General features: G+C 47.0%; 23 protein-coding genes. 13 read left to right on the forward strand and 10 right to left on the reverse strand.

All coding sequences use genetic code 11. The features are described 5' to 3' along the window. Positions 1 to 36: 36 nt before the first annotated feature. Complete coding sequence (gene argF, locus LPW36_RS04185; RefSeq protein WP_230608217.1) at positions 37 to 1,047, forward strand: ornithine carbamoyltransferase; 1,011 nt, start codon at positions 37 to 39, stop codon at positions 1,045 to 1,047. Between the two features lie 480 nt (positions 1,048 to 1,527). Here argF and LPW36_RS04190 read toward each other — a convergent pair whose 3' ends face one another. Continuing rightward, positions 1,528 to 1,992, reverse strand: coding sequence for a NanQ anomerase/TabA/YiaL family protein (locus LPW36_RS04190; RefSeq protein WP_230608218.1), 465 nt, complete (start codon positions 1,990 to 1,992; stop codon positions 1,528 to 1,530). Between the two features lie 246 nt (positions 1,993 to 2,238). On the opposite strand from LPW36_RS04190, the gene ridA reads away from it, so the two are divergent. Continuing rightward, the gene (gene ridA, locus LPW36_RS04195) at positions 2,239 to 2,628 is read left to right on the forward strand and encodes a 2-iminobutanoate/2-iminopropanoate deaminase (protein ID WP_230608219.1); all 390 of its coding nucleotides are present in this window, start codon (positions 2,239 to 2,241) and stop codon (positions 2,626 to 2,628) included. 82 nt (positions 2,629 to 2,710) lie between these two features. On the opposite strand, the gene LPW36_RS04200 is transcribed toward ridA, so the two are convergent. Continuing rightward, entirely contained in the window at positions 2,711 to 3,706 is a 996-nt protein-coding gene (locus tag LPW36_RS04200; protein WP_230608220.1) for a Gfo/Idh/MocA family protein, read from the reverse strand. A 152-nt stretch (positions 3,707 to 3,858) separates the two neighbouring features. Further along, entirely contained in the window at positions 3,859 to 4,914 is a 1,056-nt protein-coding gene (gene rsmC, locus LPW36_RS04205; RefSeq protein WP_230608221.1) for a 16S rRNA (guanine(1207)-N(2))-methyltransferase RsmC, read from the reverse strand. A gap of 149 nt (positions 4,915 to 5,063) precedes the next feature. On the opposite strand from rsmC, the gene LPW36_RS04210 reads away from it, so the two are divergent. Both LPW36_RS04210 and rimI read left to right on the forward strand, forming a co-directional pair. Continuing rightward, positions 5,064 to 5,495: a DNA polymerase III subunit psi gene (locus LPW36_RS04210; RefSeq protein ID WP_230608222.1), complete on the forward strand. Its 432-nt coding sequence runs from the start codon at positions 5,064 to 5,066 to the stop codon at positions 5,493 to 5,495. Then, positions 5,464 to 5,904 (forward strand): ribosomal protein S18-alanine N-acetyltransferase, encoded by a 441-nt coding sequence (rimI, locus tag LPW36_RS04215; protein WP_230608223.1) that lies wholly within the window; start codon positions 5,464 to 5,466, stop codon positions 5,902 to 5,904. The genes LPW36_RS04210 and rimI overlap by 32 nt, the downstream gene beginning before the upstream one ends. A gap of 74 nt (positions 5,905 to 5,978) precedes the next feature. Here the strand turns inward: rimI and LPW36_RS04220 are convergent, their stop codons facing one another. From LPW36_RS04220 to LPW36_RS04240, 5 genes are all read right to left on the reverse strand, one after another. Beyond that, the gene (locus tag LPW36_RS04220) at positions 5,979 to 6,293 is read right to left on the reverse strand and encodes a BON domain-containing protein (RefSeq protein WP_230608224.1); all 315 of its coding nucleotides are present in this window, start codon (positions 6,291 to 6,293) and stop codon (positions 5,979 to 5,981) included. A gap of 1,166 nt (positions 6,294 to 7,459) precedes the next feature. Beyond that, positions 7,460 to 7,672 carry a hypothetical protein gene (locus LPW36_RS04225; RefSeq protein ID WP_040132767.1) on the reverse strand — a complete coding sequence of 71 codons (213 nt, stop codon included), beginning with the start codon at positions 7,670 to 7,672 and terminating at the stop codon, positions 7,460 to 7,462. 216 nt (positions 7,673 to 7,888) lie between these two features. Beyond that, positions 7,889 to 9,130, reverse strand: coding sequence for a tyrosine-type recombinase/integrase (locus LPW36_RS04230; RefSeq protein ID WP_230608225.1), 1,242 nt, complete (start codon positions 9,128 to 9,130; stop codon positions 7,889 to 7,891). Between the two features lies 1 nt (position 9,131). After that, positions 9,132 to 9,401 carry a hypothetical protein gene (locus LPW36_RS04235; RefSeq protein ID WP_230608226.1) on the reverse strand — a complete coding sequence of 90 codons (270 nt, stop codon included), beginning with the start codon at positions 9,399 to 9,401 and terminating at the stop codon, positions 9,132 to 9,134. Positions 9,402 to 9,403: 2 nt separating this feature from the next. Beyond that, positions 9,404 to 10,378 carry a ParM/StbA family protein gene (locus tag LPW36_RS04240; RefSeq protein WP_001963822.1) on the reverse strand — a complete coding sequence of 325 codons (975 nt, stop codon included), beginning with the start codon at positions 10,376 to 10,378 and terminating at the stop codon, positions 9,404 to 9,406. 482 nt (positions 10,379 to 10,860) lie between these two features. On the opposite strand from LPW36_RS04240, the gene mobI reads away from it, so the two are divergent. Next, positions 10,861 to 11,286, forward strand: a complete 426-nt coding sequence (gene mobI, locus LPW36_RS04245; protein WP_201284758.1) for a conjugative transfer protein MobI(A/C) — start codon at positions 10,861 to 10,863, stop codon at positions 11,284 to 11,286. Positions 11,287 to 11,296: 10 nt separating this feature from the next. On the opposite strand, the gene umuC is transcribed toward mobI, so the two are convergent. Together umuC and umuD are read right to left on the reverse strand one after the other, a co-directional pair. Beyond that, a complete protein-coding gene (umuC, locus tag LPW36_RS04250) occupies positions 11,297 to 12,565 on the reverse strand; it encodes a translesion error-prone DNA polymerase V subunit UmuC (RefSeq protein ID WP_230608227.1) in 1,269 nt (422 codons plus the stop codon). Positions 12,566 to 12,572: 7 nt separating this feature from the next. Next, positions 12,573 to 13,022 (reverse strand): translesion error-prone DNA polymerase V autoproteolytic subunit, encoded by a 450-nt coding sequence (umuD, locus tag LPW36_RS04255; protein ID WP_007105028.1) that lies wholly within the window; start codon positions 13,020 to 13,022, stop codon positions 12,573 to 12,575. Here umuD and LPW36_RS04260 point away from each other — a divergent pair. From LPW36_RS04260 to LPW36_RS04295, 8 genes are all read left to right on the forward strand, one after another. Beyond that, on the forward strand, positions 13,021 to 13,278 hold the full coding sequence (locus LPW36_RS04260) for a hypothetical protein (protein ID WP_230608228.1): 258 nt from the start codon (positions 13,021 to 13,023) through the stop codon (positions 13,276 to 13,278). The genes umuD and LPW36_RS04260 overlap by 2 nt on opposite strands. A gap of 238 nt (positions 13,279 to 13,516) precedes the next feature. Beyond that, a complete protein-coding gene (locus LPW36_RS04265) occupies positions 13,517 to 14,479 on the forward strand; it encodes an IS1595 family transposase (protein ID WP_230608229.1) in 963 nt (320 codons plus the stop codon). A gap of 222 nt (positions 14,480 to 14,701) precedes the next feature. Continuing rightward, positions 14,702 to 15,610 (forward strand): 3'-5' exonuclease, encoded by a 909-nt coding sequence (locus LPW36_RS04270; RefSeq protein ID WP_230608230.1) that lies wholly within the window; start codon positions 14,702 to 14,704, stop codon positions 15,608 to 15,610. A 73-nt stretch (positions 15,611 to 15,683) separates the two neighbouring features. Beyond that, the gene (locus LPW36_RS04275; protein WP_338085962.1) at positions 15,684 to 15,983 is read left to right on the forward strand and encodes a hypothetical protein; all 300 of its coding nucleotides are present in this window, start codon (positions 15,684 to 15,686) and stop codon (positions 15,981 to 15,983) included. Positions 15,984 to 16,054: 71 nt separating this feature from the next. After that, the gene (locus LPW36_RS04280; protein WP_230608231.1) at positions 16,055 to 16,264 is read left to right on the forward strand and encodes a type II toxin-antitoxin system antitoxin; all 210 of its coding nucleotides are present in this window, start codon (positions 16,055 to 16,057) and stop codon (positions 16,262 to 16,264) included. After that, positions 16,248 to 19,373, forward strand: coding sequence for an anti-phage-associated DUF499 domain-containing protein (locus LPW36_RS04285; RefSeq protein ID WP_230608232.1), 3,126 nt, complete (start codon positions 16,248 to 16,250; stop codon positions 19,371 to 19,373). The genes LPW36_RS04280 and LPW36_RS04285 overlap by 17 nt, the downstream gene beginning before the upstream one ends. 45 nt (positions 19,374 to 19,418) lie before the next feature. After that, positions 19,419 to 20,501 (forward strand): anti-phage-associated DUF3780 domain-containing protein, encoded by a 1,083-nt coding sequence (locus LPW36_RS04290; protein WP_230608233.1) that lies wholly within the window; start codon positions 19,419 to 19,421, stop codon positions 20,499 to 20,501. A gap of 119 nt (positions 20,502 to 20,620) precedes the next feature. Continuing rightward, entirely contained in the window at positions 20,621 to 23,623 is a 3,003-nt protein-coding gene (locus LPW36_RS04295; RefSeq protein ID WP_230608234.1) for an anti-phage-associated DUF1156 domain-containing protein, read from the forward strand. Positions 23,624 to 23,675 lie beyond the last annotated feature (52 nt).

A 23,675-nucleotide genomic window follows, 5' to 3' on the forward strand; every position in this document is an offset into this window, starting at 1 on the left:
CGCTATCTTATATTTTAAGCTCAGGGAGACAGCCCAATGCCTCAGTTCTATCAGCGTCATCTGCTTCGGTTACTTGATTTTAGCCCAAATGAGATTGCCGAATTACTCGCTTTATCCGCCAAACTCAAAAAAGATAAAAAAAGTGGCGCTGAAAGGCCATTGTTGAGCGGAAAGAACATTGCCTTAATCTTTGAGAAAGACTCAACCCGCACGCGCTGTGCTTTTGAAGTCGCGGCTTTTGATCAGGGGGCCAGAGTGACCTATCTTGGTCCAAGCGGTAGTCAGATTGGACATAAAGAGTCAATTAAAGACAGCGCGCGGGTATTAGGGCGGATGTATGACGGTATTCAGTATCGGGGTTTTGGCCAGAAAATTGTTGAGACACTGGCTGAATTTTCCGGCGTTCCGGTATGGAACGGTCTGACAGATGAGTTTCATCCCACCCAGATTTTGGCCGATTTATTGACCATGCAGGAACATTCTCCACAAAAATCCCTGTCTCAGATTAAGTTTGCCTATGTAGGTGATGCCCGCAACAATATGGGGAATTCTCTGTTGGAAGGGGCGGCACTGATGGGAATGGATATTCGACTGGTGGCCCCAAAGGCCTGCTGGCCACAAGAGTCTCTGGTGGAGAGCTGTCAGGCTATCGCTAAAAAGACCGGTGCTCGTATCACTCTGACGGAAAATGTCGCTCAGGGGGTTGAAGGGGTAGATTACCTGTATACCGATGTTTGGGTGTCAATGGGAGAGCCAAAAGAGGTATGGAAAGAGCGTATCGCTTTACTTAAGCCTTATCAGGTTAATCAGGCCATGATTGTGTTAACCCATAATCCACAGGTGAAGTTTCTCCACTGCCTGCCGGCGTTCCATGACGATAAAACCGTTATGGGCAAACAGATGGCGGAACAGTATGGATTGCATGGCGGTATGGAGGTTACTGACGAGGTGTTTGAATCAGTGCATAGCGTGGTGTTTGATCAGGCGGAAAACCGGATGCATACCATTAAGGCGGTGATGGTGGCGACGCTGGTACACGCATATTAATTTTTTGTCGGACAGGTAAAAATTTAGTTGGGAGCTGGTTTCGTCCACTAGCTGGTTTCGTCCACTAATAGTGCAGAGTCTAAATTGCCTATCGTGCAAGTGGCCGAGTTAAGGGGGTTGGCGACCCCCTTAACAATCCCGCGCTTTTGCACCCGAATTCAGGTCGCCTGTGGCGACTACCCTCCGCCTTCGTTCGGGTTTACGCACCGGCGATGATTCGGTTTATTCGCCTCATCCATGAGGCTCACCCCTACGGGGCCAGCACGTTGTGCTGTTCAAAATTGCTCCTGCAATTTTGTCAGGCGAAGCAGCGCCTCGACCAACATCCATGTTGGTCGTGCTCCCTCACTCAGTTGTCGGCTGAATTCCAGTGCTCAACAAATAGATCAAGGGATAAGGGCGAAAAGCGATACCAAAAATTAAAATCACCCCATATTATGCCAATCGGCAACCAAACAGGGCGATTCTGTATTTATGGCTTTACAGCGCGCTCACCAACATTTTAACCACAGCCTTACGCACGTGCGCCGGTTTGCCAACGGCGCACAGGGGTTTGTGTACTTCACCCGGATAGAACACGATAAAGTCACCTTCCTGCATAATCATATGCTTTTCCTGCTCGCCGGAGGGCAAAAAGGCGATATCTTTATCTGCCAGCCAGTTATCGGTAGGTGTGCCTGCCGGCAGGTTACTGAATACCATACCTTCTTCACCTTTCAGAACGATTTGAATATCCAGATAGCGTTCATGATACTCAGCGCGGCGGTTTTGCAGCTCATCGGTGCTATCGTTAGAGATCAGCACAAATACGTTATTACCATCGATGTCATGCTTACCTAATGGCGTATCGTTAGTGATGTTGCTTTTAATGTATTCGATAGCCTGTTTCAACTTGGCTGGCAGGTAAGGGACAAGCTCTAAATGGTGGATGTTTCCGGTGATCATGTTTATTCCTTTTTAAAAATGAAATGCTGTTTCATATTCTATGATGTCCGGAGAATAAGCAAAGTATTTTATTGTCAATAGTCGATGCTTATCACATTAGTATGATGTGTCGGATAGCTAAGAATTATTGGATTTACTTTCTTTGTTTAGCGGCTTATGGTGCATCTTTCTGTAAGCGCCTTATAATGAGCGGCGTGATTGATCTCAATATGACAAAAACGACACTTATAAACTTAAGGAGAACTCATGTCCCACATTATTAATACCGATAAAGCACCAGCGGCAATTGGTCCTTACGTACAGGGCGTAGATTTAGGCAGTATGATTATCACTTCAGGTCAACTTCCTATCGATCCTAAAACCGGCGCATTTCCTGAAGATGTTGCCGCTCAAGCGCGTCAGTCTTTAGAAAACGTGAAAGCAATTGTTGAAGCCGCGGGTTTGAAAGTGGCTGATATTGTAAAAACCACCGTATTTGTTAAAGACTTAAATGACTTCGGCACGGTTAATGCGGCCTATGAAGCTTTCTTTACTGAAAATAATGCTCCATCATTTCCGGCGCGTTCTTGTGTGGAAGTGGCCCGTTTACCAAAAGATGCAAAAGTAGAAATTGAAGTGATTGCGGTTCGTCGCTAATACTGACCAATAGCGTTATTACCGGTAGTATTCTTTTATTATCAGAATACTACCGGCTTAACTCTCTCTTTTAATATCACTTTTAGTGAGACAGCCCCGATGAGGTATCTGCCGGAAATTTCACGCCGGTAAGCGCTCGTATCTCTGTCAGTATGCGAGATGTACTGCGCGAAACAGGAATACCCGCATGGTCAAGGCACCGTCGCTCAATCAGCCCGGCGAATACCGAAGCTTCATAGAACATCGTATTTTCATGCTGGGGCAGGGAAATATCCTGCGGCTGGCCGCCTCGTGGGGTAAAGATAATCTTCTGGCACTCGGAGATTTTCTCTATCACCAGGGTTCCTTCCTCACCCTGAATTTCACTGGGAATATCAGAATTACTGACCTTTGAATGGAATAAAACCACATCAAAGTAGCCGTAGTTCATCCAGACCGTACCGTGACCATCCACCCCGGAATCCAGCAATCCTGCACTGGCATCCAGTCCTTTAGGTTCACCAAACAGGCTAATGGCGCTGGCCAGACAGTAATAGCCGATATCCATGATCGAACCGTTAGAAAAAGCGGGATTGAAAGTATTGGGGTTTTCGCCATCCAGATAACGCTGATAGCGGGAAGAGTACTGACAGTAATTAATGAAGACTTTACGTACTTTACCAATTCGCAACAGCATCTGTTGTAACAGAATAAAGTTGGGCAGCCAGGCGGTTTTAAACCCTTCAAATAGCACAACCTGATGCTCACTGGCGCAGGCGATCAGACTTTCTACTTCCTGAATATGCGAAGCTAACGGTTTTTCACACATCACATGCTTACGGTGCTGTAGCATCAAGAGTGATTGTGAATAGTGAAGGGAGTTGGGGCTGGCAATATATACTGCATCAATCTCCGGACTTTCGGCTAACGCCTGAAGATCGTCAAACAGCAGAGTTACCTGATTAGGTTCAGCGAAACGGCGTGCGTTCTCCAGCGAGCGGGAGTATACCGCAGTCAGTTTCAGCTTTCCGGTAGCCTGTGCCGCGTCAATAAAGCGTTGGGTAATCCAGTTGGTTCCAATAACAGCAAATCGAATCATAACGAGCCCCATTTAGCGGAGGGTTAATTTTATCCCGCAATCTGGCGCTGGAATTGGCTGACGGTGGGGATAAAAGCCAGACTCAGGGGAAAAAGTTCGAGTTAACGATGCGACAGGGATCCCTTAAGTATATTACTTAAGGGATCGATTGGTTATCGTTTATTTGCTGTTTTTTTATCTTTCGGTGCTGCGGAAGGTCGGGCCATGACAGATTGATAGACTTTAAAGCGCCCGGTTTGTGCTAATACTTCATGGCTGCCGAAGGTGGCATCCAGAAGGTCCGGGTAGGGCAGGAAGGCGTTAGCCACAATGCACAAACGACCACCTAACTGCAGATGCTTTGTTGCTCCACGGATCAGCGATTCCGCCGCGGTTAAATTAGTCTGTAATCCATCATGAAACGGCGGATTGGAGATAATAAAATCAAAACGCCCTTCGATATCAGAGAAGACATCGCTGGCAATGACTTTGGCCTGTAATCCATTAGCGCCGATTGTGGCTTTACTGGATTCCAGTGCGGCGGCATTAACATCGCTGAGTGTCAGATTAAGGTCCGGGTTTTCATGGGCAAGCATAGCCGATAGCACACCGGCACCACAGCCTACGTCCAGCACTTTGCCTTTTACATTTTCCAGAGCGGAAAGAAGTAACTGACTGCCCACATCAAAACCATCACGGCTGAATACCCCCGGCAAGGTTTTGACTATCACATCATCGACCTGATACTCATCCCACCATTGAGATACATCAAACTGTGCCTGACGTTCTGAACGGAAGTGATAGAGGCTACAGCGACGAGCGCTGTCAATTTTGGCTATTGGGCCAAAATCTGCCAGCAACGTTTCTGCGCTGCGCACGCCACTACGGTTTTCACCAACGATAAACAGATCGGTACCAATAGGTAACTGACTGAGCAGGGCATTCAATTGAAACTGTGCTTCCTGCTTACTTTTAGGCCAGTAGAAAACTAGGGTATCACAGCCATCAATCAGTTCCGGCTGTGGTAATAAGCTAAACTGAGCTTTTTCTCCCAGAGTACGGGTAAGCTGACGCCAGTGGTGATACTGAGAACAGTGAACCCGAACTTCTTTTGCCTCAAACTGGCAGGGAAGATCGTCTTGCAGATCGCCGGCAAACAGTACGCGGCGTTTGGTAAACTCATCGGTATGGCGCAGCATCACTTCACTGGCCGGACAAAAAGCGGACATAGTATTCTCCTGCGAGGCAGATAAATCAGTTATGGGAATGCCTCAAATAGTATTTGCGCCGAATTATAGAGCTTTATTGGCGGTTATTCGATGGGTTTGCTAGCATAGCGCAGCTTAATTCTGAAATTGATAGCGGGTAGTGGGTAATCATGACGACATCACGGCGTGACTGGCAACTGGAACAAATGGGCATCAGGCAGTATCAACTGAGGCGTCCGGCTGCGTTACAGGGGGAAGTTGCCATGGTTTTACCTGCCAGCCTTAAAGTGATTTTGTTGGCAGAAACGCTTCCTGCGCTCTCCTCTCCATTGATGCAGGATATTTTGCGCGCCATGTTACTTTCGGTGGAACAGGTACATTGTCTGACTCCGGAGCAGGCCATGATGGTGCCGGAAGATACCCGTTGCGTATTCTGGTTGATGGGCGTAGAGCAATGCCCGGATTTACCAGCCGCGCTGGCTGAACTACCCGTATTAAGTACACCAACGCTGCCGGAGCTGGCGGCTAATCCTGAAGCAAAACGTACCTTATGGCAGCAGATTTGTCGCGATGAATACCATTTCCTTCCTCAAGCCGGATGATTTACCGGTAGTCTGGCAAATTGAACAGGCAAGCCATGCTTTTCCCTGGACAGAAAAAACGCTACACAGTAATCAGGGAGATCGTTACCTGAATCTAACGTTACGCGTTGATAATATTATTGCAGCTTTCGCTATCACTCAGGTGGTGTTTGATGAAGCCACATTATTCAATATTGCTGTTCATCCCGATTTTCAGCGTCGTGGTCTGGGTCGGGAACTGCTGCAATATTTAATTGATGAGTTAATTCAACGGGATGTAATGACGCTGTGGCTGGAAGTGAGGGCATCCAATCTGGCAGCCATTGAGCTGTATCGTGAGTTTGATTTTAATGAAGTGACGGTGAGAAAAGGTTATTACCCGGCCGTTGATGGGCGGGAAGATGCCGTGATTATGGGGTTAACGTTATAGCCACCAGCAATGGATAAAAATTTAAAGCGCGGATTGGTTTATAACTATCCGCGCTTTTTTGTCTGAACTATAAACTATTTTACCAGCAGCGAGTTCTCTACAGAACGAACGCCAACGACGGTTTTGGCTACATCTTCAGCCGCGTTGGACTCATCTTTAGAACGTACAAAACCACTTAACTGTACTTTACCTTTAAAGGTGGTGACGGTAATTTGGGTAGAGTGAATGGTTTTTTCACCTAAAAGCGCAGCTTTTACTTTAGTGGTAATCACTGAGTCATCAATATATCCACCGGTACCTTCAGTTTTAGCTGTAGGTGAACAACCGGCGACTGCGATGGTCATAATAATGGCGCCCAACAGGGCTGCAAGTGACTTTGCAATCTTCATCCTTTCTACTCCTTAATGGTTGATGAACATACTTTTCAAAAGCGTTTACCCGAAACGATTATGTCAATTTAACGTCAGCTAAACTTCCATGTATTACGGAAAATGCTGTCTAAATATAATAGCAAATTTAATAACTCAATATATTGAAAGCTAATTTTTTATATCAGTGAATAATTGATAATCAACTTTGTCAGTGGTAATGATTCGATAAGTAATGGTTGGTGGCGGTGTGGTGACGCTATCGGGAGGGAAGAAGGCCCGATTTTAACGGAGCCTTGGTTTGGTTTTTTGTATCCTTCCGATAGTCATCTGTGTAAAATCCTCCTCCATTGCACCTATCAGAAAACTATTTCATGTACATAATGTTGTACATATCTGAGAACTAATACATGAAAGATACTTCAAGAGCCGCAGAAATAGCGTGCCGGCGCACGTTTGCGATTATTTCTCACCCTGATGCCGCCCAGCCTTTCAACGCTTAAAACCACCTTTCATTGCATACCACAACCACATCTCTACGTACTGAATTTAAAGGCTTTTTGTCTTTTTCTCGTTTCTTTGCTTTTCAATGATGTTCAAGCGTAACCTCGGAAAGTGTGTACAAACTTGAGTACAAATCGCCATATTTACCGTTTTTAGCGAAATCCCATGACACAGCCCTAGCTGTAGGCCTTGTAGCGACTGGGTTTTGGCCAAAACTTACCTATATTTTTCCTGCTAAAAATCGAGAAATGATGGTAAGACGTTCGCGATTATCTCTAATTGTTTGCCGGTCGAATTGGTTAACGGTTGCTTTCCTGCTGTCCTAAAAGTTCATTTGTATGGACCTGATCTTCTGAACAAATCATGCACCTTTCTGACCATCAACAAGTGATGAATCAGGCGATGATAGCTTTACATTGATTTTAAGGAGAATGCAGATGACAGCAGTAGCGCACCAAGTAACCCCTTTTCTCACGTCTTACGAAGTTATGGCTCGATACCACATTAGCTATACGACGCTCTGGCGAAGAATAAAAGATGGCAGCTTGCCGCAACCTCGTATCAACCGAAATACACGAAACAAGCTTTGGCACATTGAAGACTTGAAGGAGTATGAGAACAGTGAAGGTTGAGCAGGGTTTAAGTGTTAAGGGCAAAGTTCCGCCCTTAACCTCTTAACAATATTATTCGTTAATGTTGTCAGGCTTATCGTGATTTGGATTGTTTCGGGCGTACTCCACACCATTGCGCTTATAAATGTGCGTGTCTGGATGTTTACCTTCCTTAACTTCACGAACCAGTGTTTTTCGACTTACTTCGCCGCGCCCTGTAATTGTGTAGCTATCATTTCCACCATTTTTACCGCCATTGCCGTTGATACTTGAACCTTTCGCCATTTGGAATCCTCAATAAATTGAATCTAACTGGTTGTGCATTCAAGAACAGCAATGGAACCCAGGGTTTCACTTCCTAAAGCACTACAAAATAAATGTGGTTTCAAACTGAGAAACTCAAGAGTTCAGGCTGAAAAGCGACCAGTCAAAAAACAACATTGAGAAGGTTTTTGACATGGTCGCAATGAGAAATACCAATCTACTGGTAGCTACAAATTCTTACTGTCCGAAACGCCAGTTGAACGGAAAGCCTGTCGGCTCGATGATGGTCTCTAGCTGTTGATACCAAACGTCGTAAGCATGACGCATTTCATCCAGGTACTGATATTGGTTGTAGATAGCATCCAACCCTTTTTTGCTGTGGCCAATCATCAACTCGGCAACTTCTTGCGTCGTGATGGCCGACATTCGCGTTCGCATAGTTCTGCGAAGATCATGCATAGACCAATGTTCTATCTCGACACTAAGCGATCTGCGAGCCCAAATTTTCACATTGTTAGGAATAGTGGTATCAAAGCCATTTGTGGCAAGCTCTTCTTGTCCGTTCGCGGGAAACAAGTAGGTTGATTTGCTCATCTGCATCGCCAGTTCAATCAGCTCAATAGCTGGCTTAATCAATGGCCGCATGATCGGCGCTCCAATTTTCTCACCTTGTTTGCGGATCTCTATGGGCACTGTCCACATTGCAGATTGCAAGTCAAAGTGATGCTTTTCAGCTTGAATGAGTTCGCCCTTGCGCCCTCCCAATAAGAGAAGCAGTTTTATGTAGATGCGATTCTTCTCAGTGATTTTTGACTCATGCAAATAGCGCCAAAGTATCCTGATCTCGTTGTCATTTAGCACCCGAGTTCGTTTGCCTTTCTTACCGCCAACCTTTTTTGCTGTGATCCCAGCGGCAGCGTTAATTTCCAAAATTTGTTCATCAATCAGCCAGTCATAAAACTTGTGCAGCACAGACACCAGACGTTCTGTGTTTGAAGGGGATGACTCCGAAACCTCACGAAGACAGTTTCGCAAGGACAATTCATTGATGTCAGTTAATGGGTACTTGCCAAGTCGGGGCAGCAAATATATTTCACTGCTGCGTTTTTGGTAGTGCCACGTTTTCTCCTTTAGCCCTTGCTTACCGGCAGAGTCTATCCAGTCTCGAAAAATCGATTCGAAGCTTTGATTGGCAGAATACTTGGCCCGTTCCTGCTGTAGGTAGAGCTTGGGGTTTCTGCCCTGGTCGAGTACCGCCCTTAACCTATCCAGCTCATTCCTAGCTTCAGCAAGCTTCATAAGTGGGTAAGTACCAATGTCTACCCGCTGTTGCTTGCCATCGAAACGATAACGAAACTGAAAAACAATTTTGCCCTTGGGCGATACCCGAGCACTTAGCCCATCTCGGTCGGCTTTTACTACGGTTTCTTTTGCTTCTTTATTTAACCTGGCATCGAGCCAGCTAACTGATAACGCCATGTTATAAGCCCAGCCCTAGTTTGGATTTTAATGATTGTTTACGTGATTCTGCTTTGGGTTCTGGCGCTGTACTCATGGAAGTAACGCCACCATCTGGTGCATGGTCATCAACCGGTACAGATGTCGTGGATAGATTGGGTTGGCTCATGTGAATTAACCCAAAGGTGGCCAGCATCCGCAGACGCTCAGCGCGTTCCCGTGGTGGCGTCTTTTCCAATTCTTTGAGCAGTTCAGGGTGGCTCCCTGGGGGAATGTTGACTACAACTCTCATAATCATGCCCCATAAAACCAGAAGCCTCGGACGTTCGCCAAAACAGATTGTTCCGGCACGATGATCTTGCTTCGTGAAAAAATCTCCTTGGCCGCTTCCTTATAAGCCATGGCTCCACCTCCGGCGATCAATACCAAGTCCGCATTGATGCTTTCGTCACGCATGGATTGGCGCATGGCTGTAAGAGCAACAGGCGCTACCTTTTTCATGGCAGCATTTAGATAAGGTGAAATATCGACCTTTTCTCCAAACAGCAGCACCTGCAAGTCGCCGGTTCTCATGGCTTTTTCAAGTCGATCCATTCCGACTTTGGCACCGTGATCTTCTGAAATCAGCTTATCAATGGTTTCCAGTAGCACGGACATTGCCTGAAGACTGGTTCCTGATGAGCTGTAGCGAATTTCTCCGGCTTCAAGAGCAACCCAGTCAACAGAAAAGAAGCCGGGATCGATGACGACGACGCGACCTTCTTCAATCAAGCCCAAATCACCACCTGTTTGAACCAGATCCATGTAGGCACCGGCAGGCTGCGGCAGCACTTTGACGTCATGAACTGTGATGCTGCGCTTAGGCGTCACTTGATGGACACCTTTTAAACGCTGCACAAGGTCAGACTTACGTTGTGGTTCATGAAATTGGGAAACCGGTAATCCAGTGACAACCAAATCGATGGACTCAGTTTCAGCCATTAACAAGGCGGCATGAAAAAGCGCTTTATAGGTTTTTGTGGTGGGATATTCCGGGTGAAGCTCTCGTTCCCAGCCTTGAAGGCGTCCTGCAGGCACACCAGCGGCCCAACGCTCATTATCGACAGACACATACAAACAGGTTTCATCATCGCCTCCACCGATACGCTCCGGCATACGATCCGCAGGACCGGCACCCGCAGGCAGAATAATGGTTTTCGGTTCACTTCCTGATTGGCCAATTGCCAGCTTCAGGTTTGAGTAACCGATATCTACGCCTAGTACAAACATACTTATCTCCTGTGCACTCAAAGTGCTCTAACGGTTTTCAATCAACCGCGCTTTTTACGCTTGGGCTTTTCCAAGTGCTCTGGCGGTTTACTCAAATGTCATTATCAGGATTCGGTGCACTGGCGGTGGGCAGAAAGGTGACAGATCCTTTCATCTATCTGCCTATTGCATTTTCGCAAAAGTATGAGAATAAGCTCTGTTTGGCGGCGGATGACTGAGCCAAAAAAATCGAGACGCCAAACGTCGTTTGCATTCTGGCCTGAACTCGCCAAACGGTTTGTATCTTCATGACGATACGTCTTTTAAGGCGTTTTTAAGTGAAATCGGGCTGTATCCCTTGTCAGGTATGGGATTGCGCGAGTTGATTTATATCGAGACGCCAAACAGTGATTGTGACGGCAGTTTTACGTTTGGCGTTTCGATCCAAAAGCCAAACGGATAGTGGTTTTGGCTTTTGGGGTTAATTGGGTGGGGAAATTGGTTTGGTAGAAATCGTCAATGAACAATGGAAAGCAGAGGTATCAGATTTACTTCAGCAAGAAACGGACAGGCTAAAAGCACTGGCACGAGCTGAAGTTGATGACTTTTGGGTTACCCATTACAAGGTTCGCGAGAATGCGCCCTTTAAAGACTGGGGGCTGCTTGGTGTCCGTATCAGAGACTTTAAGTATGGCTTTGGCATAGAGTGGTACATCAACAGTTTTCACGGTCAACGTGGCAAGCGCGTGGTCTTTAGTAAGGGACTGCGTATCTCAAAGACGAAACTGAGATACTCATTTTTGGACTGCCAAGGTCTAGCCAAAGAATGGGAGTTAGCTCTGGCCATGGAGAAAGAGGAATTTTTCAGTGATATTCGACGCCAAGTTGATAAGCTCAACATGCTGCGTCGCAGAGTGAATGCCTATTGAGTTAACTGCGCTACTTCACTCGCGGCAACTGGTCCCAGCGTGTTGTGTAGGCGGGAGACAAATGCTCTCGCTTCATCGACCAATCTTTCTTGAGTCCTTGTCCAGCAAAGAAAACCTTTCCTGCACCGCTTTGGTTAATGGTGTCCAATACAGACATTAACTGTTGGCTATTAGAGCGGGTCGATACGTCATCGAATAGTCCTGGTTGAAACATGCCAGGATCGTAAAAGTCAGACAGCATGACGCCCGCTTTGGCATAACGAAAACCATCCTTCCATATCCGCTTGAGTAAGTGACTGGCCAGCTCGATAAAATCCCTCGTATCACAACTGGGTATCAACAACTCGCCCGATGCGGAGTTGCTGTATTGCGGCTCGTTGTCCTTAAAGGGGCTGGTACGTATGAACACGGTCAGCACTTTGGCTTGCTGCTGTTCTTTGCGAAGCTTCTCAGTGGCGCGGGTTGCGTATTCGCATATAGCTTCACGTAACAATTCAAATTGCGTTACTTTTACGCCAAATGAACGGCTACAGACGATTTGTTTCTTAGTTGGCGGGATCTCTTCAAGTTCAATGCACGACTCACCATTGAGCTCTCTGACGGTTCTCTCTAAAACCACTGAAAACTGGTCTCTGATGGCTCTAGGGGAGGCATTGGCTAGGTCTAAGGCTGTGGTGATACCCAACGCATTTAAACGCTTAGAAAGCCGTCTACCAACGCCCCAAACATCATCAACCGGGACTAAATCGAGCAATCGACGTTGCCGATCTGGATTGGTTAGATCTACAACCCCCTGAGTGGCGGGATATTTCTTGGCGGCATGGTTAGCCAGCTTGGCGAGTGTTTTAGTCGGTGCAATGCCTACACAGACGGTGATCCCAATCCAGTGGCCTATGCGCTCTCGCACTTGTTGTCCGAACTCGACAAGGGATATGGCAGACTCAATACCGGTTAAATCCAGAAACGCTTCGTCAATGGAGTAGACCTCTACTCGTGGTGCCATCTCCTCCAAAGTGCGCATCACTCGACTGCTCAAATCTGCGTACAGCGCGTAATTGGACGAGAATGCCAAAATACCATGGCGCTGCATTTCAGCTTTGATTTGAAAAACGGGTACGCCCATTTTAATACCGAGTAACTTAGCTTCACGCGAGCGTGCAACCACGCAGCCGTCATTGTTGGACAGCACCACAACCGGCGTATCTTTTAAATCAGGACGAAACAGCTTCTCACAACTGGCGTAAAAGTTGTTGCAGTCCACCAAGGCAAATACAGGCATGGGATAGTCACGACTTACGGCGCATGTTTCGCACCACATTGGTGACCACACCAAATATCTCTAACTCTGTCCCTTCAGGAATATGAATGGGCTCATACACCTGGTTTCTTGGGATCAGCATGACGCACGGCCTTAGTTGAAGCTCCTTTACCGTGAGTTCACCATGGATACCAGCGATGACAATGTCACCGTGTTCTGCTTGGACAGAGCGATCAACCACCAAAATATCATCTGGGTGAATCCCGGCATCAATCATTGAATCACCTTCAACACGCACAAAGAACGTTGCAGCTGGTCGCTTGATGCACAGCTCGTTGAGGTCAAGCGTTTGCTCAACATAATCCTGCGCTGGGGAGGGAAAACCAGCAGAAACACGTTCCATGAACAATGGAATACGAAGGCGCTTGGCTTTGATGAAGGCAAGTGCGCCGCTACGGCCTATCAGCGAGACACTCATGACGAACCTCGAAAAATCACAATTGATACTGTTTGTTTATACAGTATCTAATGCTATGCTGATTTCTACAAGTAAAATTGTAGGTAAAACTGTAGTTGTTCGAGTAAGACGCTGTGTTGTAGGTGATTTCTTTTTTGTGTTGAAAAGCTTGATGTGGGGATTGCTCGCCCTCGTCAAAGCCTGCAAGGCTTGGACAATACTGCTTCTGCCTACTGCTCTTGTTTCTGTTACTGATCCTGTTACTGCTACTGGTTAACGCATGGGTCAAGTAACCGTCAAACAAGGCTTGTTGAACTCTTTGCAAAGGGTTTAAAAACAGTTAGTAAAATTCTGCTTCGTATTGAATTTACTGGCTTAAAGCGAAGTCAGGAGCATCATTAAAATGCTCAGTCGAACTCAGTTCAAGCCTTTTTCAACCGTTTGAAAAGGCTATGTCCCAATTACGTGTTGAAAGGCTAAACTTGAAGTAGGCTATTACGTTGAGGTTTACCGTTATGGATACCCCAGCCTTTCAACACCTGTTATCCCTCTTCCCGCAACTCACCTTACGCCAACGTCGGATTGCGCGACATGAGCTCAGCGAGTCTCGTTCAAGTACCGCGCCCTATACCCCATTACCCGTATGCCGTATCTGCCCTCATTGTCAGGCCGATGCCGAACATCTTGCCCCTTGGGGCTGGAGTCGAGGACTACGCCGCTATCGCAGCAATCTCTGCTTACACACCTGCACCATTCTCACTAAGACACCTCTGACGAGATTACGTAAAGCACATTGCTGGGAAGCGTATGCTCAAGCACTCATTGAAGGGCTGACTGTTCGTCAAGCCGCTCTTCGCTGTGGAATTAGCAAGAATACAGCCTTTCTTTGGCGTCATCGATTTTTACGCGCGATGGCTCTTCATCAGGCGACGCAAGAAGAGGGTATCGTGGAAGTGGATGAGACCTTCTTCCTGGAGTCGTTCAAAGGCCAGCGCAAATTACCACGTCCAGCACGGCGTCGAGGAGGTAAGGGACGAACCCGTGGTACAGGGCCTGATTACATTCCGGTGATGGTGGTACAAGACCGGTCAGGTCACCATGCTGACTTCCTATTAGAAAAAATGGATGCAAAAAGCGTCATCGTTGCCTTAACGCCCCTGATTTCAGCGGATGCGGTGCTATGCAGTGATGGTGCAAGCGTATATGCCCGCTTCAGCAAAACGCAGGGGATAACCCATAAAGTCGTACGCAATCGTGCAGGTGAACGCGTCAGGGGGGCGTATCACATTCAACATGTAAACGGATATCACCATCGATTGAAGGCGTGGATGGCCCGGTTTCATGGTGTAGCGACCCATTACCTGAATAACTATCTGGGTTGGCGGAGGATGCTGGAGCGTTATGGCAAGGCGGTAAGTATTAAAGCGTGTTTACATGAGGCACTAGGGCACCCCATGCAACACGTAATTGGGACATAGCCTTTGAAAAGGGGTTGGCTAAGCCAAACTTGAAGGGTATCGGTAAGGGTTACCTAAACGGTTTAGCTAAGGCTTTCTGAAAGGCTTAGGCAAAGCCTTCACACATAGGTTCACCCAGTAGAAAGATTAAAAAAACGCTGAGGTATCCAAGGTGCATTTTGTACAACCTGTGGCACAGTGAAATAACCCAAAGCGAACAATAGAATTGAAGAGGAACCATCAATGACAAGAGCCCCTGCGCCATTTCCGCTAGAGCGCCTCGCGGATATCCCAGAAAGACCAGAAGATTTTAGATTGCTGGAGCGCATTCCATTAACGCGTGAGCCGCAGACTTGGCCACTTGAACTTTCTCCTATGGTCGGTGATGAACAGCCAATGGTGCTGCTCGATACAGAGACAACCGGACTGTCTGCCGATGATGAGTCCATTATTGAGCTTGGTATGGTTAAGGTGCTTTACAGCCCCTCTGCTCAGCGGATTGTGTCGATTGTTGATGTGATCAGCTTGTATGAAGAGCCCGGCAAGCCAATCCCCGAGCTGATTACCGAGTTAACCGGTATCACCGATGATATGGTGCAAGGCCAGCACATTGATGATTCACTGGTAGCGAGTTGGTTATCCGATGATCCGCTGGTGGTTGCACACAATGCACAGTTTGATCGTCCTTTCTTTGAAAAGCGGTTTGCTGCATTAGGACATCTATCTTGGGCCTGTTCAGCCAGTGGCATAGATTGGAAGGCGCTGGGTTTTGAAAGTCGAAAACTTGAGTACCTGCTGCTTCGCTTAGGTTGGTTCTATGAAGGACACCGAGCTGCAACCGATTGTTTGGCGATGGCCTGGTTGTTTCATTTGTTGCCCGAGTCCGTTGCAAACTTGTTGTCTGAAGCAGACAGGCGAACTGTGTTAGTTCGTGCGTTTGGTGCGCCGTTTGACGTAAAGGACTATTTAAAAGAGCGTGGTTACCGATGGCATGATGGTGTTAAAGGTGCCAACAAACATTGGTGGCGCGAAATCAGCGAAGACGAGTTGCCGCAGGAACAAACTTATCTGGATGATTTGTACCATCGTGGCTCAGAACATGCCCACTATGACTACAAAGATGCCCGCAATCGATTTAAAGCTTTGTCATAGCCCCTTGCATATTTGAAAATCTCTGGAAAATGGAAAGTGAACTCATGGTTTAACCAATAAGAGGAATCTTTCCATGTACCAAGACACCTACATTGAATACTGGGGCGAAATCTTCGTCTCTGCCCGCATCATTGAATTTGGCATTACGTTTGAGCGCTTTATTAAAGATCCATGGAAGCACTTGATGTCCTGTGGCCAAGAGTCTGCACCGGACGCGATTGCTGAAGGGATGTTGCCTTTGCTACCAGCACAGGCAGAAGTCGCCAGGCGCATTCGGGAGATGTCTATCAAGGATAAATATAACAATACTGGTGTGATGGTTTATTCCAAAAAAATAATAAAAATAGGGAATTATAAGTTAATTACACCGTAAATTTTATCCTTGTTGATTACAATACTGTAATGTAATATGCAGTACATTTGCAGGCATTTTGGGATAGTGCAATGGCTACCGTCAAAACTGCGACGCTTACCATCCGAGTCGATCCTGGCTTAAAGGAGGCGTTGAGAGCAGCTGCGCAAGCGGAACATCGTTCTATCGCTAACATGATAGAAGTTCTCATACGCGAGCATTGCGATAAAAATGGTATAGCCATAGAGCAAGCCCAAGATTCAGATCAACGTGGGAGCGTTAAGCATGATCAAGACAGTTAAGCAGGCGTGTCGTTTTAATCCTGTCATTCAGGATTACCGAATGAGCCAGGGAATTGAGAACCTGGCTGATCTCATTAACGACGCAGGTGATGGTAAAGAGTTCTTCTCTCGCAACTATGTTACTCATGGTATGGAGCAACTCTTCCGCGAGGGTATGCTTCGCCTATCAGGCAAATCAGACCAGGCAGTGTTTGAACTCACCCAAGCCATGGGTGGTGGTAAAACCCACATGATGATTGCCCTAGGCTTGCTGGCAAAGCATGCCCATCTGCGCCCTGATGTGTTACCTGCTGATTTAAGCGAGCGACTGGATTTTGGCAATGCTCGAATTGCTGCTTTTAATGGTCGTAATAACCCCGACAACTACATCTGGGGCGAAATTGCTACTCAACTAGGCGAAGCAGAGAAAATAAAACCTCATTGGATCAATGGACCTAAATCCGTTGACCAGCAAAAATGGAAAGAGATAATCGGTGATACTCCCACGCTGATTATGATCGACGAGTTGCCACCTTACCTCGATAACGCTAGCACCCAAGTATATGGTTCAGGCACCTTGGCAAATATGGTGGTTTACAGTCTAAGTACGCTGATGAGTGCAGCACTTGAGCTGCCTAACTGCTGTATCGTCATTGCCAACCTATCTGGTAGCTATGGTGCGCAAACCAAAACACTAAAAGAAGCTATTTCTAATCTGCAGCAAGAAACCCGCAGGCAGTCGATGACCATTACCCCGGTGCAACTGTCAGGTAATGAAATTTATGAAATTTTAAAGAAGCGTCTTATTGATGAACTGCCGGACGAGCAAACTATCAGCGATGTCGCTGAGGAATATGCGCAGCAAGTAAAGAAAGCGGAAGACGGTGGCTACATCATTGCATCCAGCATCGAGCAAATTGCCGAACAGGTTAGAGAGACCTATCCCTTCCACCCATCGTTCAAGCACTTGGTTGCGCTTTTTAAAGAAAATGAAGGCTTCCGTCAAACACGCGGCTTGATGCAGTTTACCGCTCGCCTGCTGAAAAGCGTCGAGCAACGCCAAACAGATGACGTATTTCTAGTAGGCACTCAGCATCTAGACCTAAATGACGAACAAGTCAAAGACGAGATTGAACGTATCTCGCCAAAACTGATTCCAGCTGTTACTAAAGATATTGCAGATAAAGGTGATTCCATTGCGGAAAGCATCGATGCCGAACAAAGCAACGATGCCGCCAGTCAATTAATGACACTGCTATTGGCATCTTCACTATCACGTGCTGTGGGAGGGCGCATTGGCCTGTCAGAAAGTGAAGTAATTGAATTCTTGGCTGCGCCTAACCGTAAAGCTGATGAATTCTTAGAAGCCCTTCAAAAGCTGCGTGAGCAAGCTTGGTACTTACACCGTGAAGACCAGCGTTTCTTTATTAAAGAAACCGAAAACCTCTCTCGCCAGATAGAGCGTAACGCTAAGGAAATTCCCCAGCCCAAAATTGATCAAGCTCTGATTAACCGGCTCAAGGGAATTCTTCAACCTAATCGACGCAACGTTTATCAGGAGGTTCAGATTCTTCCGCGTATGGACGAACTCAAGTTGAGTGGTCCTCGTGTACTGATTGTGATAAAGCCAGATGGCAAAGTACCACCTAATGAACTCATCAACTTCTTCGAGTTCCAGCAAGAAAAAAACAATCTATTGGTGCTTACTGGCCAAGACAGCATCATGGCCGATGCGGTGGAAGAACGCTTGCGCGAGCTCTATGCTATTGAGCAGATAGAGAAACGTCTCAAGTCTGGCGACACTTTATTTGAAGAAGCTCGAGACCGACTCGAAGAAGCGGAAGGCCGCTTTACCAAGGCACTTTCCGCCGCTTACAACACCATTCTTTTCCCTGGTATAGATGAGATCGATGGCTCTGAACGACTGCTCAAAGTTACCATAGACAATGGTTTGAAAGTGGGTGAAGGTGATCAATCAGCTGAAGTACAAATCGAAAACCTGATGGCTGACCCACGGGCTAACTACAAACTGGCCGCTGATCTGAAAGATGACTTCGGGCAGTACTTCGCTATGGCCGAATCTGAACTGTGGCCTTCTGGTGCGAACAACCGTCGCACCCCATGGAAAGATGTCGTCAACCGCGCCAAATGCAATCCGGGCTGGCCTTGGATGCCGGGTAGCGGTGGCATGGATACTTTAAAAACCGAGGCCCTGAAACAAGGTCGCTGGCGCTTGGGCGAAGACGGATATATTGAAAAAGGCCCATTCCCGAAAGAGAAAACCAGTGTCAACGTCTCGCTGTTGGGAACCAGCCCAGATACGGGAGAGTCGCTAATCAGCCTAACACCGCGTAATGCGGGTGAGAGTCCGGTTATCTATTACTCAACCAAACCTGAAGTTCTCGAGACCGACCCTAAGATTGACGATCTGGAAAACTTCAGCACTGCGGAAGGCACGCTGTATTTCAAGGTCGCCGATCCGACAGGAAAATACGAGACTGGACCAGCCATCCGCTGGGTGGCAGACCTTAAGGTGCGACACCAGATTGAACCATCCGCCGATAAGCGTAAGGTCACCCTACAGTGCACACCGAAAGCCGACATGTTCTACACGTTGGATGGTTCAAACCCCAAAGACGGGCAACACTACACCGCTCCGTTCGAAGTGGGTTCGGAAGCGGCCCGATTGCTGGTTTATGCAAAGTCAGGTGAAGCAACCAAAACAGCCGACTTCCAGATCCCACATAGCGGCGATAAAACAGTCCAGATTGATGACTCCAAGCCCGCGCGCCTGAACAGCGGCAAGCGTGTTCCACTGGATACAACGGACAAAGTCTTCACGGTTATTAACCGCTTTAAAGACCAGGCCAACACCCGTTTCAAAGGTGTACGTATCGAGATTGGCGAAGGTGAAAACACTGTGGGTATTCGCTTTGGCGAACGGCAGATCACCGCCGCTATGATCGAGGCGACCGTTAATAGCCTGCGCGATGTACTGAATGAAGCAGATGCCAATGTCTCAATTGCAGTCAGAGACGGCATCGATTTTGAGAACGGCTTTGAAGCAAAAGAGTTCGCCAAATTAGTTGGTATTGAGTTAAAACCTGGAGACATTGCTCAGGACGAGTAAGCGTCGCATTTGAGCGACACGTTTGAAGAAATAGAGGCAATAAATATGGCAAAGGCACCATCAAAGACAAGCAATACAGCGGTGAAGCATGTGACGCTGGGCTTTGGTGTGCCCGCTACAAGCGATCCGCATCACTTTAAAGTTATCATTCCCAAATCAAATAGTGGTCAAGTGCAAATCAATGAGTACCTTGGTTTACAAGCCCAGAGTGACGAGTTTGCCGTGATTGAAAGGGTATTACTTGATCGTTCCCGTTGGACGGCTATACGCTCAGAAGTTCAGCGTACATTTAACGTTAGGCTGAAAAGCTATGGCTTAAGTACAAGCACATGGCAAGCAGGAGAAAACGTCGTTGATCGCCTTTTGGGCAAAGAGCTATGTGTTCTAGCATGGGCCATTGAAGGAATGGATGTTGAAAATATTCCAGTTGCTGTGCGTAATTGGTTGGCATTAGTACCGGAAGAACGCTGGTGGTTATTCGGCATGACAGCAAGAAGCACAGGATCTGCAGATGACCGTGACGTCGGTTGGCGTATTGCACTGCGTCATGCCCTAGGTGATATTGTTCAGGCTGAACAGGTAGAATTTTCCCAAAACAAAGATGCAAATTATTCTCGTGAAGTAACACGATCACAAGATATTAAAGAAACATCAGAAACCTATAGCGATAAGCAACTAAATAATGGTTCAGGCTTATTGCTTCATGTCTCGTCTGAGAATGGCAACCCTTTGCTGCCATTAGCTCATGCAAGCACCAAACTTGACCAAGATGATTTAGCGATAGGCGAAGAAAACTTATTTCTGTTTGAAGCAAAGCATGCCAAAGCGATCGGACTTCCTGTTGGCAATAAGAGTAGCCCTGAGTTTTTAGTGAAAAAGGGGTCTACCGCAAACATCGCAATGGCCAAATCATTACGTCCTGCTATTAGAGATTTACGCCAACAGATGCTTGAACAAGGAATATTGCTTCAACAAGGAGAAGTTTATTCTTTCTCACAAGATTATTTGTTCAAAAGCCCCAGTGCTGCCGCTTGTGTAATAGCTGGTAATCCGCGCAGCGGCATGGATGCATGGAAAGATTTGCAAGGCCATAGCCTAAAAGATTTAGGCTATGGCAAAAAGGCCTGAACAACCGCCGTTGCAATAGCTAGAAAACACTTTTGGCTTTTGAAGAATATAAAATTAAACGAAAAACAGCGGGAGCAAGAAATCAGCATTTGCTCAGTATGTTTGGAGACGAATATTAAATGACAGAACTAACACCATTCGCACTCAAGGATGCGCCCGCACTCATTGAAGCGGTCTATCCCGCGCAGAAAATATCATTCGAAGCGCAAAAAGAACGCAAAGCCAATCTTGGTCAAACGCTTACAGGTTTGGGGTCCTACTGGAAAGGTAGAAAGCCGCTGATCCTTGTTCGCTCCGTAGTGCTCGGCACGCTGCTACCTCAAACCGAAGACACTGAAAAAGATCTCGAAATATTCGAAATGCTGATGGGCTTTGATATCGAAAGTCTCGCTAAGCGCGCGCTCATTCAAAATGACATTAAACCCGCAGAAATCGCAGCACGCATTCAGCTGCACAATCCCTGGGATTACTTTAGTCACAACGTCAAAGTCACTGACGCTAATTTCAATGATATTGATACTCTGCAGTTTCCCATCAATAGCGATGCGCTCGGTTTAAAGCTGCGCTGGCGTCGCGACATTGAAGAGAATGAAAAGCTCGCTATTTATCGTGACTATTTAGAAACCGTCGAAGGCTACGAGGCAAAGGCAAGTCTTTGCAAAAGACCGGAAGAAGTAGATCAGGAGTGGCTCTATGAACACATTTGGTCCAGCGTCAATCGACACTATCAAAGCCTCAGCATTAAGTCCAAATCACATCAAGAACTGATAGAGCAGCTTGGTCAACTTCGCTATGGGCACCGTCCCAAAGTAGCCGACACTTTCAGTGGTGGTGGCTCAATTCCGTTTGAAGCAGCCAGATTAGGATGCGATGTATATGCATCTGATTTAAACCCAGTTGCACTTATGCTGACCTGGGGCGCTATGAATGTGATCGGCGCCTCACCAGAAAGAAAGCAAGAAATTGAAGCCGCCCAGAAAAACGTGGCAAACATTGTCGATCAAGAAATAACTGCTCTAGGCATTGAACACGACCACCACGGTAATCGTGCAAAGTCGTACCTGTATTGCTTGGAAACCAAATGCCCAGAAACCGGCTGGATGGTGCCAATGTCTCCGAGCTGGGTTATTTCCAAGTTAAAGAATGTCATCGCAAAACTGGTTCCCGATCACGATCATAAGCGCTTCAATATTGAAGTGGTTACAAACGCCAGTGCTGCTGAAATGAAAGCGGCAGATCAAGGTACCGTAAGAGATGGCGCTTTGGTGTATGAGCTGGATGGAAAAACCTATCGAACTCCAATAAAAACCCTGAGAGGCGACTATAAAGACTCTGATGGAAATACGAAAAACCGACTTCGTCTTTGGGAGAAAGAAGATTTTGCTCCGCGTACGGACGACATTTTTCAAGAGCGACTCTATGCCATCCATTGGATAACCAAAGACACTTTAGATCAGAGCCGCCAAGAAACATTTTTTACAGGTGTCACTGAAAAAGATTTAGAACGGGAGGCCTTAGTTAACGATATTGTTCGGAAGAATATCGAAGCTTGGCAGCAATCTGGCCTTATCCCAGACATGAAAATTGAGCCTGGATACAACACTACACAACCCATCAGGGAAAGGGGATGGACCTATTGGCATCATCTTTTTAATGGGAGGCAACTTTTACTGTTCGCGTTGTATTTCAAAAACTCCACTCCAGAAGACTACATTTTTAACGCGAAGACACTGGACTGGAATGCGCGAATTGCCAACTGGATGATTCATTGGGAAAAGACTAACAACGTTTTTTATAACCAAGCTCTTAATACATTTTTTAATTACGGTATCCGCTGCTTTACCAGTCATGAGGCTGGGCGATCATTTGGTTTTGCCAATGCGCCAATTCCTGATGTAACTGTAAAAATTAAAAATCATGAAGCATCGGCATTAACTGAGTCGAACGACGTTTACATCACTGATCCTCCTTATGCCGATGCTGTTCATTATCACGAAATCACTGAGTACTTCATCGCATGGCTACGTAAGAATCCACCCAAACCATTTGATGAATGGACCTGGGATTCGCGCCGCGCCTTAGCCATCAAGGGCTCTGGTGACGACTTTCGCAAAGGTATGGTCAAGGCCTATAAAGCCATGGCAGACCATATGCCCGACAATGGCATGCAATGCGTAATGTTCACCCACCAGGATACCGGCGTTTGGTCGGACATGATTGGTATTTTCTGGGCCTCCGGTTTGCAGGTGGTTGGCGCATGGTACATCGCCACGGAGACCAGTACCGAGCTGAAAAAAGGCGGTTATGTACAAGGTACAGTGATACTGATGCTGCGTAAGCGGCCTGTCGGTGAAAACGCGGGTTTCAAACAACGACTGCTCCCTGCTGTACGCGCGGAAGTAAAACGCCAGATCGAAACCATGATGCACCTCAACGACGAAGTGAAAGACAAGCTGGGTGAACCAGTCTTTAACGATTCCGATCTGCAAATGGCCGGTTATGCGGCGGCTCTCAAAGTGCTGACCTCCTATACCCATATTGGCGGTGAAGATGTTACCAGCTTTGCCCTGCGGCCACGCACCAAGGGTGAAGTGACGGTTGTGGATGAGATCGTGCAACAAGCCGCTGAAGCCGCAAACAGCTTGCTGGTGCCGGAAGGTTTGTCTGCCGATACTTGGCAAAAGATCAACGGCATTCAGCGCTTCTATTTGCGCATGATGGACATTGAAACCACCGGCGCCTCTAAGCTCGACAACTACCAGAACTTTGCCAAAGCCTTCCGCGTTGAAGATTACGGCCGGGTAATGGGCAATATGACTGCCAACAAGGCACAACTGAAGCGGATCCCTGAGTTTGCCTCTCGCGACCTGACAGATAGCACTGAAATCGGCTCCACTTGGCTGGGTCACCTGGTTATTGGTTTGCAACAGATCCTCAACGAGAAGGAACCGCAGACGGTTATCAGTCAGCTGCAAGCGGATTTGCCCGACTTTATGGAAGTGCGGCCAATACTGATCGACATGCTGACCTTTATTGAGAAAAAGGCCCCAGAAAAAGTCACTCGCGATTCCGCTGAAGTGTTAGGTGCGCGATTGAAGAATATGCGTGTGCTCGGGCAGTGATAGTGGCACCAATAAATATGAGAGCCCAATGAAACGATTAGTTGAGTGACAA

The organism is Limnobaculum eriocheiris (genome assembly GCF_021010575.1).
Taxonomy (GTDB): Bacteria; Pseudomonadota; Gammaproteobacteria; order Enterobacterales; family Enterobacteriaceae; genus Limnobaculum; species Limnobaculum eriocheiris.

Excerpts from the sequence above, each read along its gene's own strand:
- argF (WP_230608217.1), top strand. The coding sequence starts at position 37 with ATGCCTCAGTTCTATCAGCGTCATCTGCTTCGGTTACTTGATTTTAGC.
- LPW36_RS04190 (WP_230608218.1), bottom strand. The coding sequence starts at position 1,992 with ATGATCACCGGAAACATCCACCATTTAGAGCTTGTCCCTTACCTGCCA.
- ridA (WP_230608219.1), top strand. The coding sequence starts at position 2,239 with ATGTCCCACATTATTAATACCGATAAAGCACCAGCGGCAATTGGTCCT.
- LPW36_RS04200 (WP_230608220.1), bottom strand. The coding sequence starts at position 3,706 with ATGATTCGATTTGCTGTTATTGGAACCAACTGGATTACCCAACGCTTT.
- rsmC (WP_230608221.1), bottom strand. The coding sequence starts at position 4,914 with ATGTCCGCTTTTTGTCCGGCCAGTGAAGTGATGCTGCGCCATACCGAT.
- LPW36_RS04210 (WP_230608222.1), top strand. The coding sequence starts at position 5,064 with ATGACGACATCACGGCGTGACTGGCAACTGGAACAAATGGGCATCAGG.
- rimI (WP_230608223.1), top strand. The coding sequence starts at position 5,464 with ATGAATACCATTTCCTTCCTCAAGCCGGATGATTTACCGGTAGTCTGG.
- LPW36_RS04220 (WP_230608224.1), bottom strand. The coding sequence starts at position 6,293 with ATGAAGATTGCAAAGTCACTTGCAGCCCTGTTGGGCGCCATTATTATG.
- LPW36_RS04225 (WP_040132767.1), bottom strand. The coding sequence starts at position 7,672 with ATGGCGAAAGGTTCAAGTATCAACGGCAATGGCGGTAAAAATGGTGGA.
- LPW36_RS04230 (WP_230608225.1), bottom strand. The coding sequence starts at position 9,130 with ATGGCGTTATCAGTTAGCTGGCTCGATGCCAGGTTAAATAAAGAAGCA.
- LPW36_RS04235 (WP_230608226.1), bottom strand. The coding sequence starts at position 9,401 with ATGAGAGTTGTAGTCAACATTCCCCCAGGGAGCCACCCTGAACTGCTC.
- LPW36_RS04240 (WP_001963822.1), bottom strand. The coding sequence starts at position 10,378 with ATGTTTGTACTAGGCGTAGATATCGGTTACTCAAACCTGAAGCTGGCA.
- umuC (WP_230608227.1), bottom strand. The coding sequence starts at position 12,565 with ATGCCTGTATTTGCCTTGGTGGACTGCAACAACTTTTACGCCAGTTGT.
- LPW36_RS04260 (WP_230608228.1), top strand. The coding sequence starts at position 13,021 with ATGACGAACCTCGAAAAATCACAATTGATACTGTTTGTTTATACAGTA.
- umuD (WP_007105028.1), bottom strand. The coding sequence starts at position 13,022 with ATGAGTGTCTCGCTGATAGGCCGTAGCGGCGCACTTGCCTTCATCAAA.
- LPW36_RS04265 (WP_230608229.1), top strand. The coding sequence starts at position 13,517 with ATGGATACCCCAGCCTTTCAACACCTGTTATCCCTCTTCCCGCAACTC.
- LPW36_RS04270 (WP_230608230.1), top strand. The coding sequence starts at position 14,702 with ATGACAAGAGCCCCTGCGCCATTTCCGCTAGAGCGCCTCGCGGATATC.
- LPW36_RS04275 (WP_338085962.1), top strand. The coding sequence starts at position 15,684 with ATGTACCAAGACACCTACATTGAATACTGGGGCGAAATCTTCGTCTCT.
- LPW36_RS04280 (WP_230608231.1), top strand. The coding sequence starts at position 16,055 with ATGGCTACCGTCAAAACTGCGACGCTTACCATCCGAGTCGATCCTGGC.
- LPW36_RS04285 (WP_230608232.1), top strand. The coding sequence starts at position 16,248 with ATGATCAAGACAGTTAAGCAGGCGTGTCGTTTTAATCCTGTCATTCAG.
- LPW36_RS04290 (WP_230608233.1), top strand. The coding sequence starts at position 19,419 with ATGGCAAAGGCACCATCAAAGACAAGCAATACAGCGGTGAAGCATGTG.
- LPW36_RS04295 (WP_230608234.1), top strand. The coding sequence starts at position 20,621 with ATGACAGAACTAACACCATTCGCACTCAAGGATGCGCCCGCACTCATT.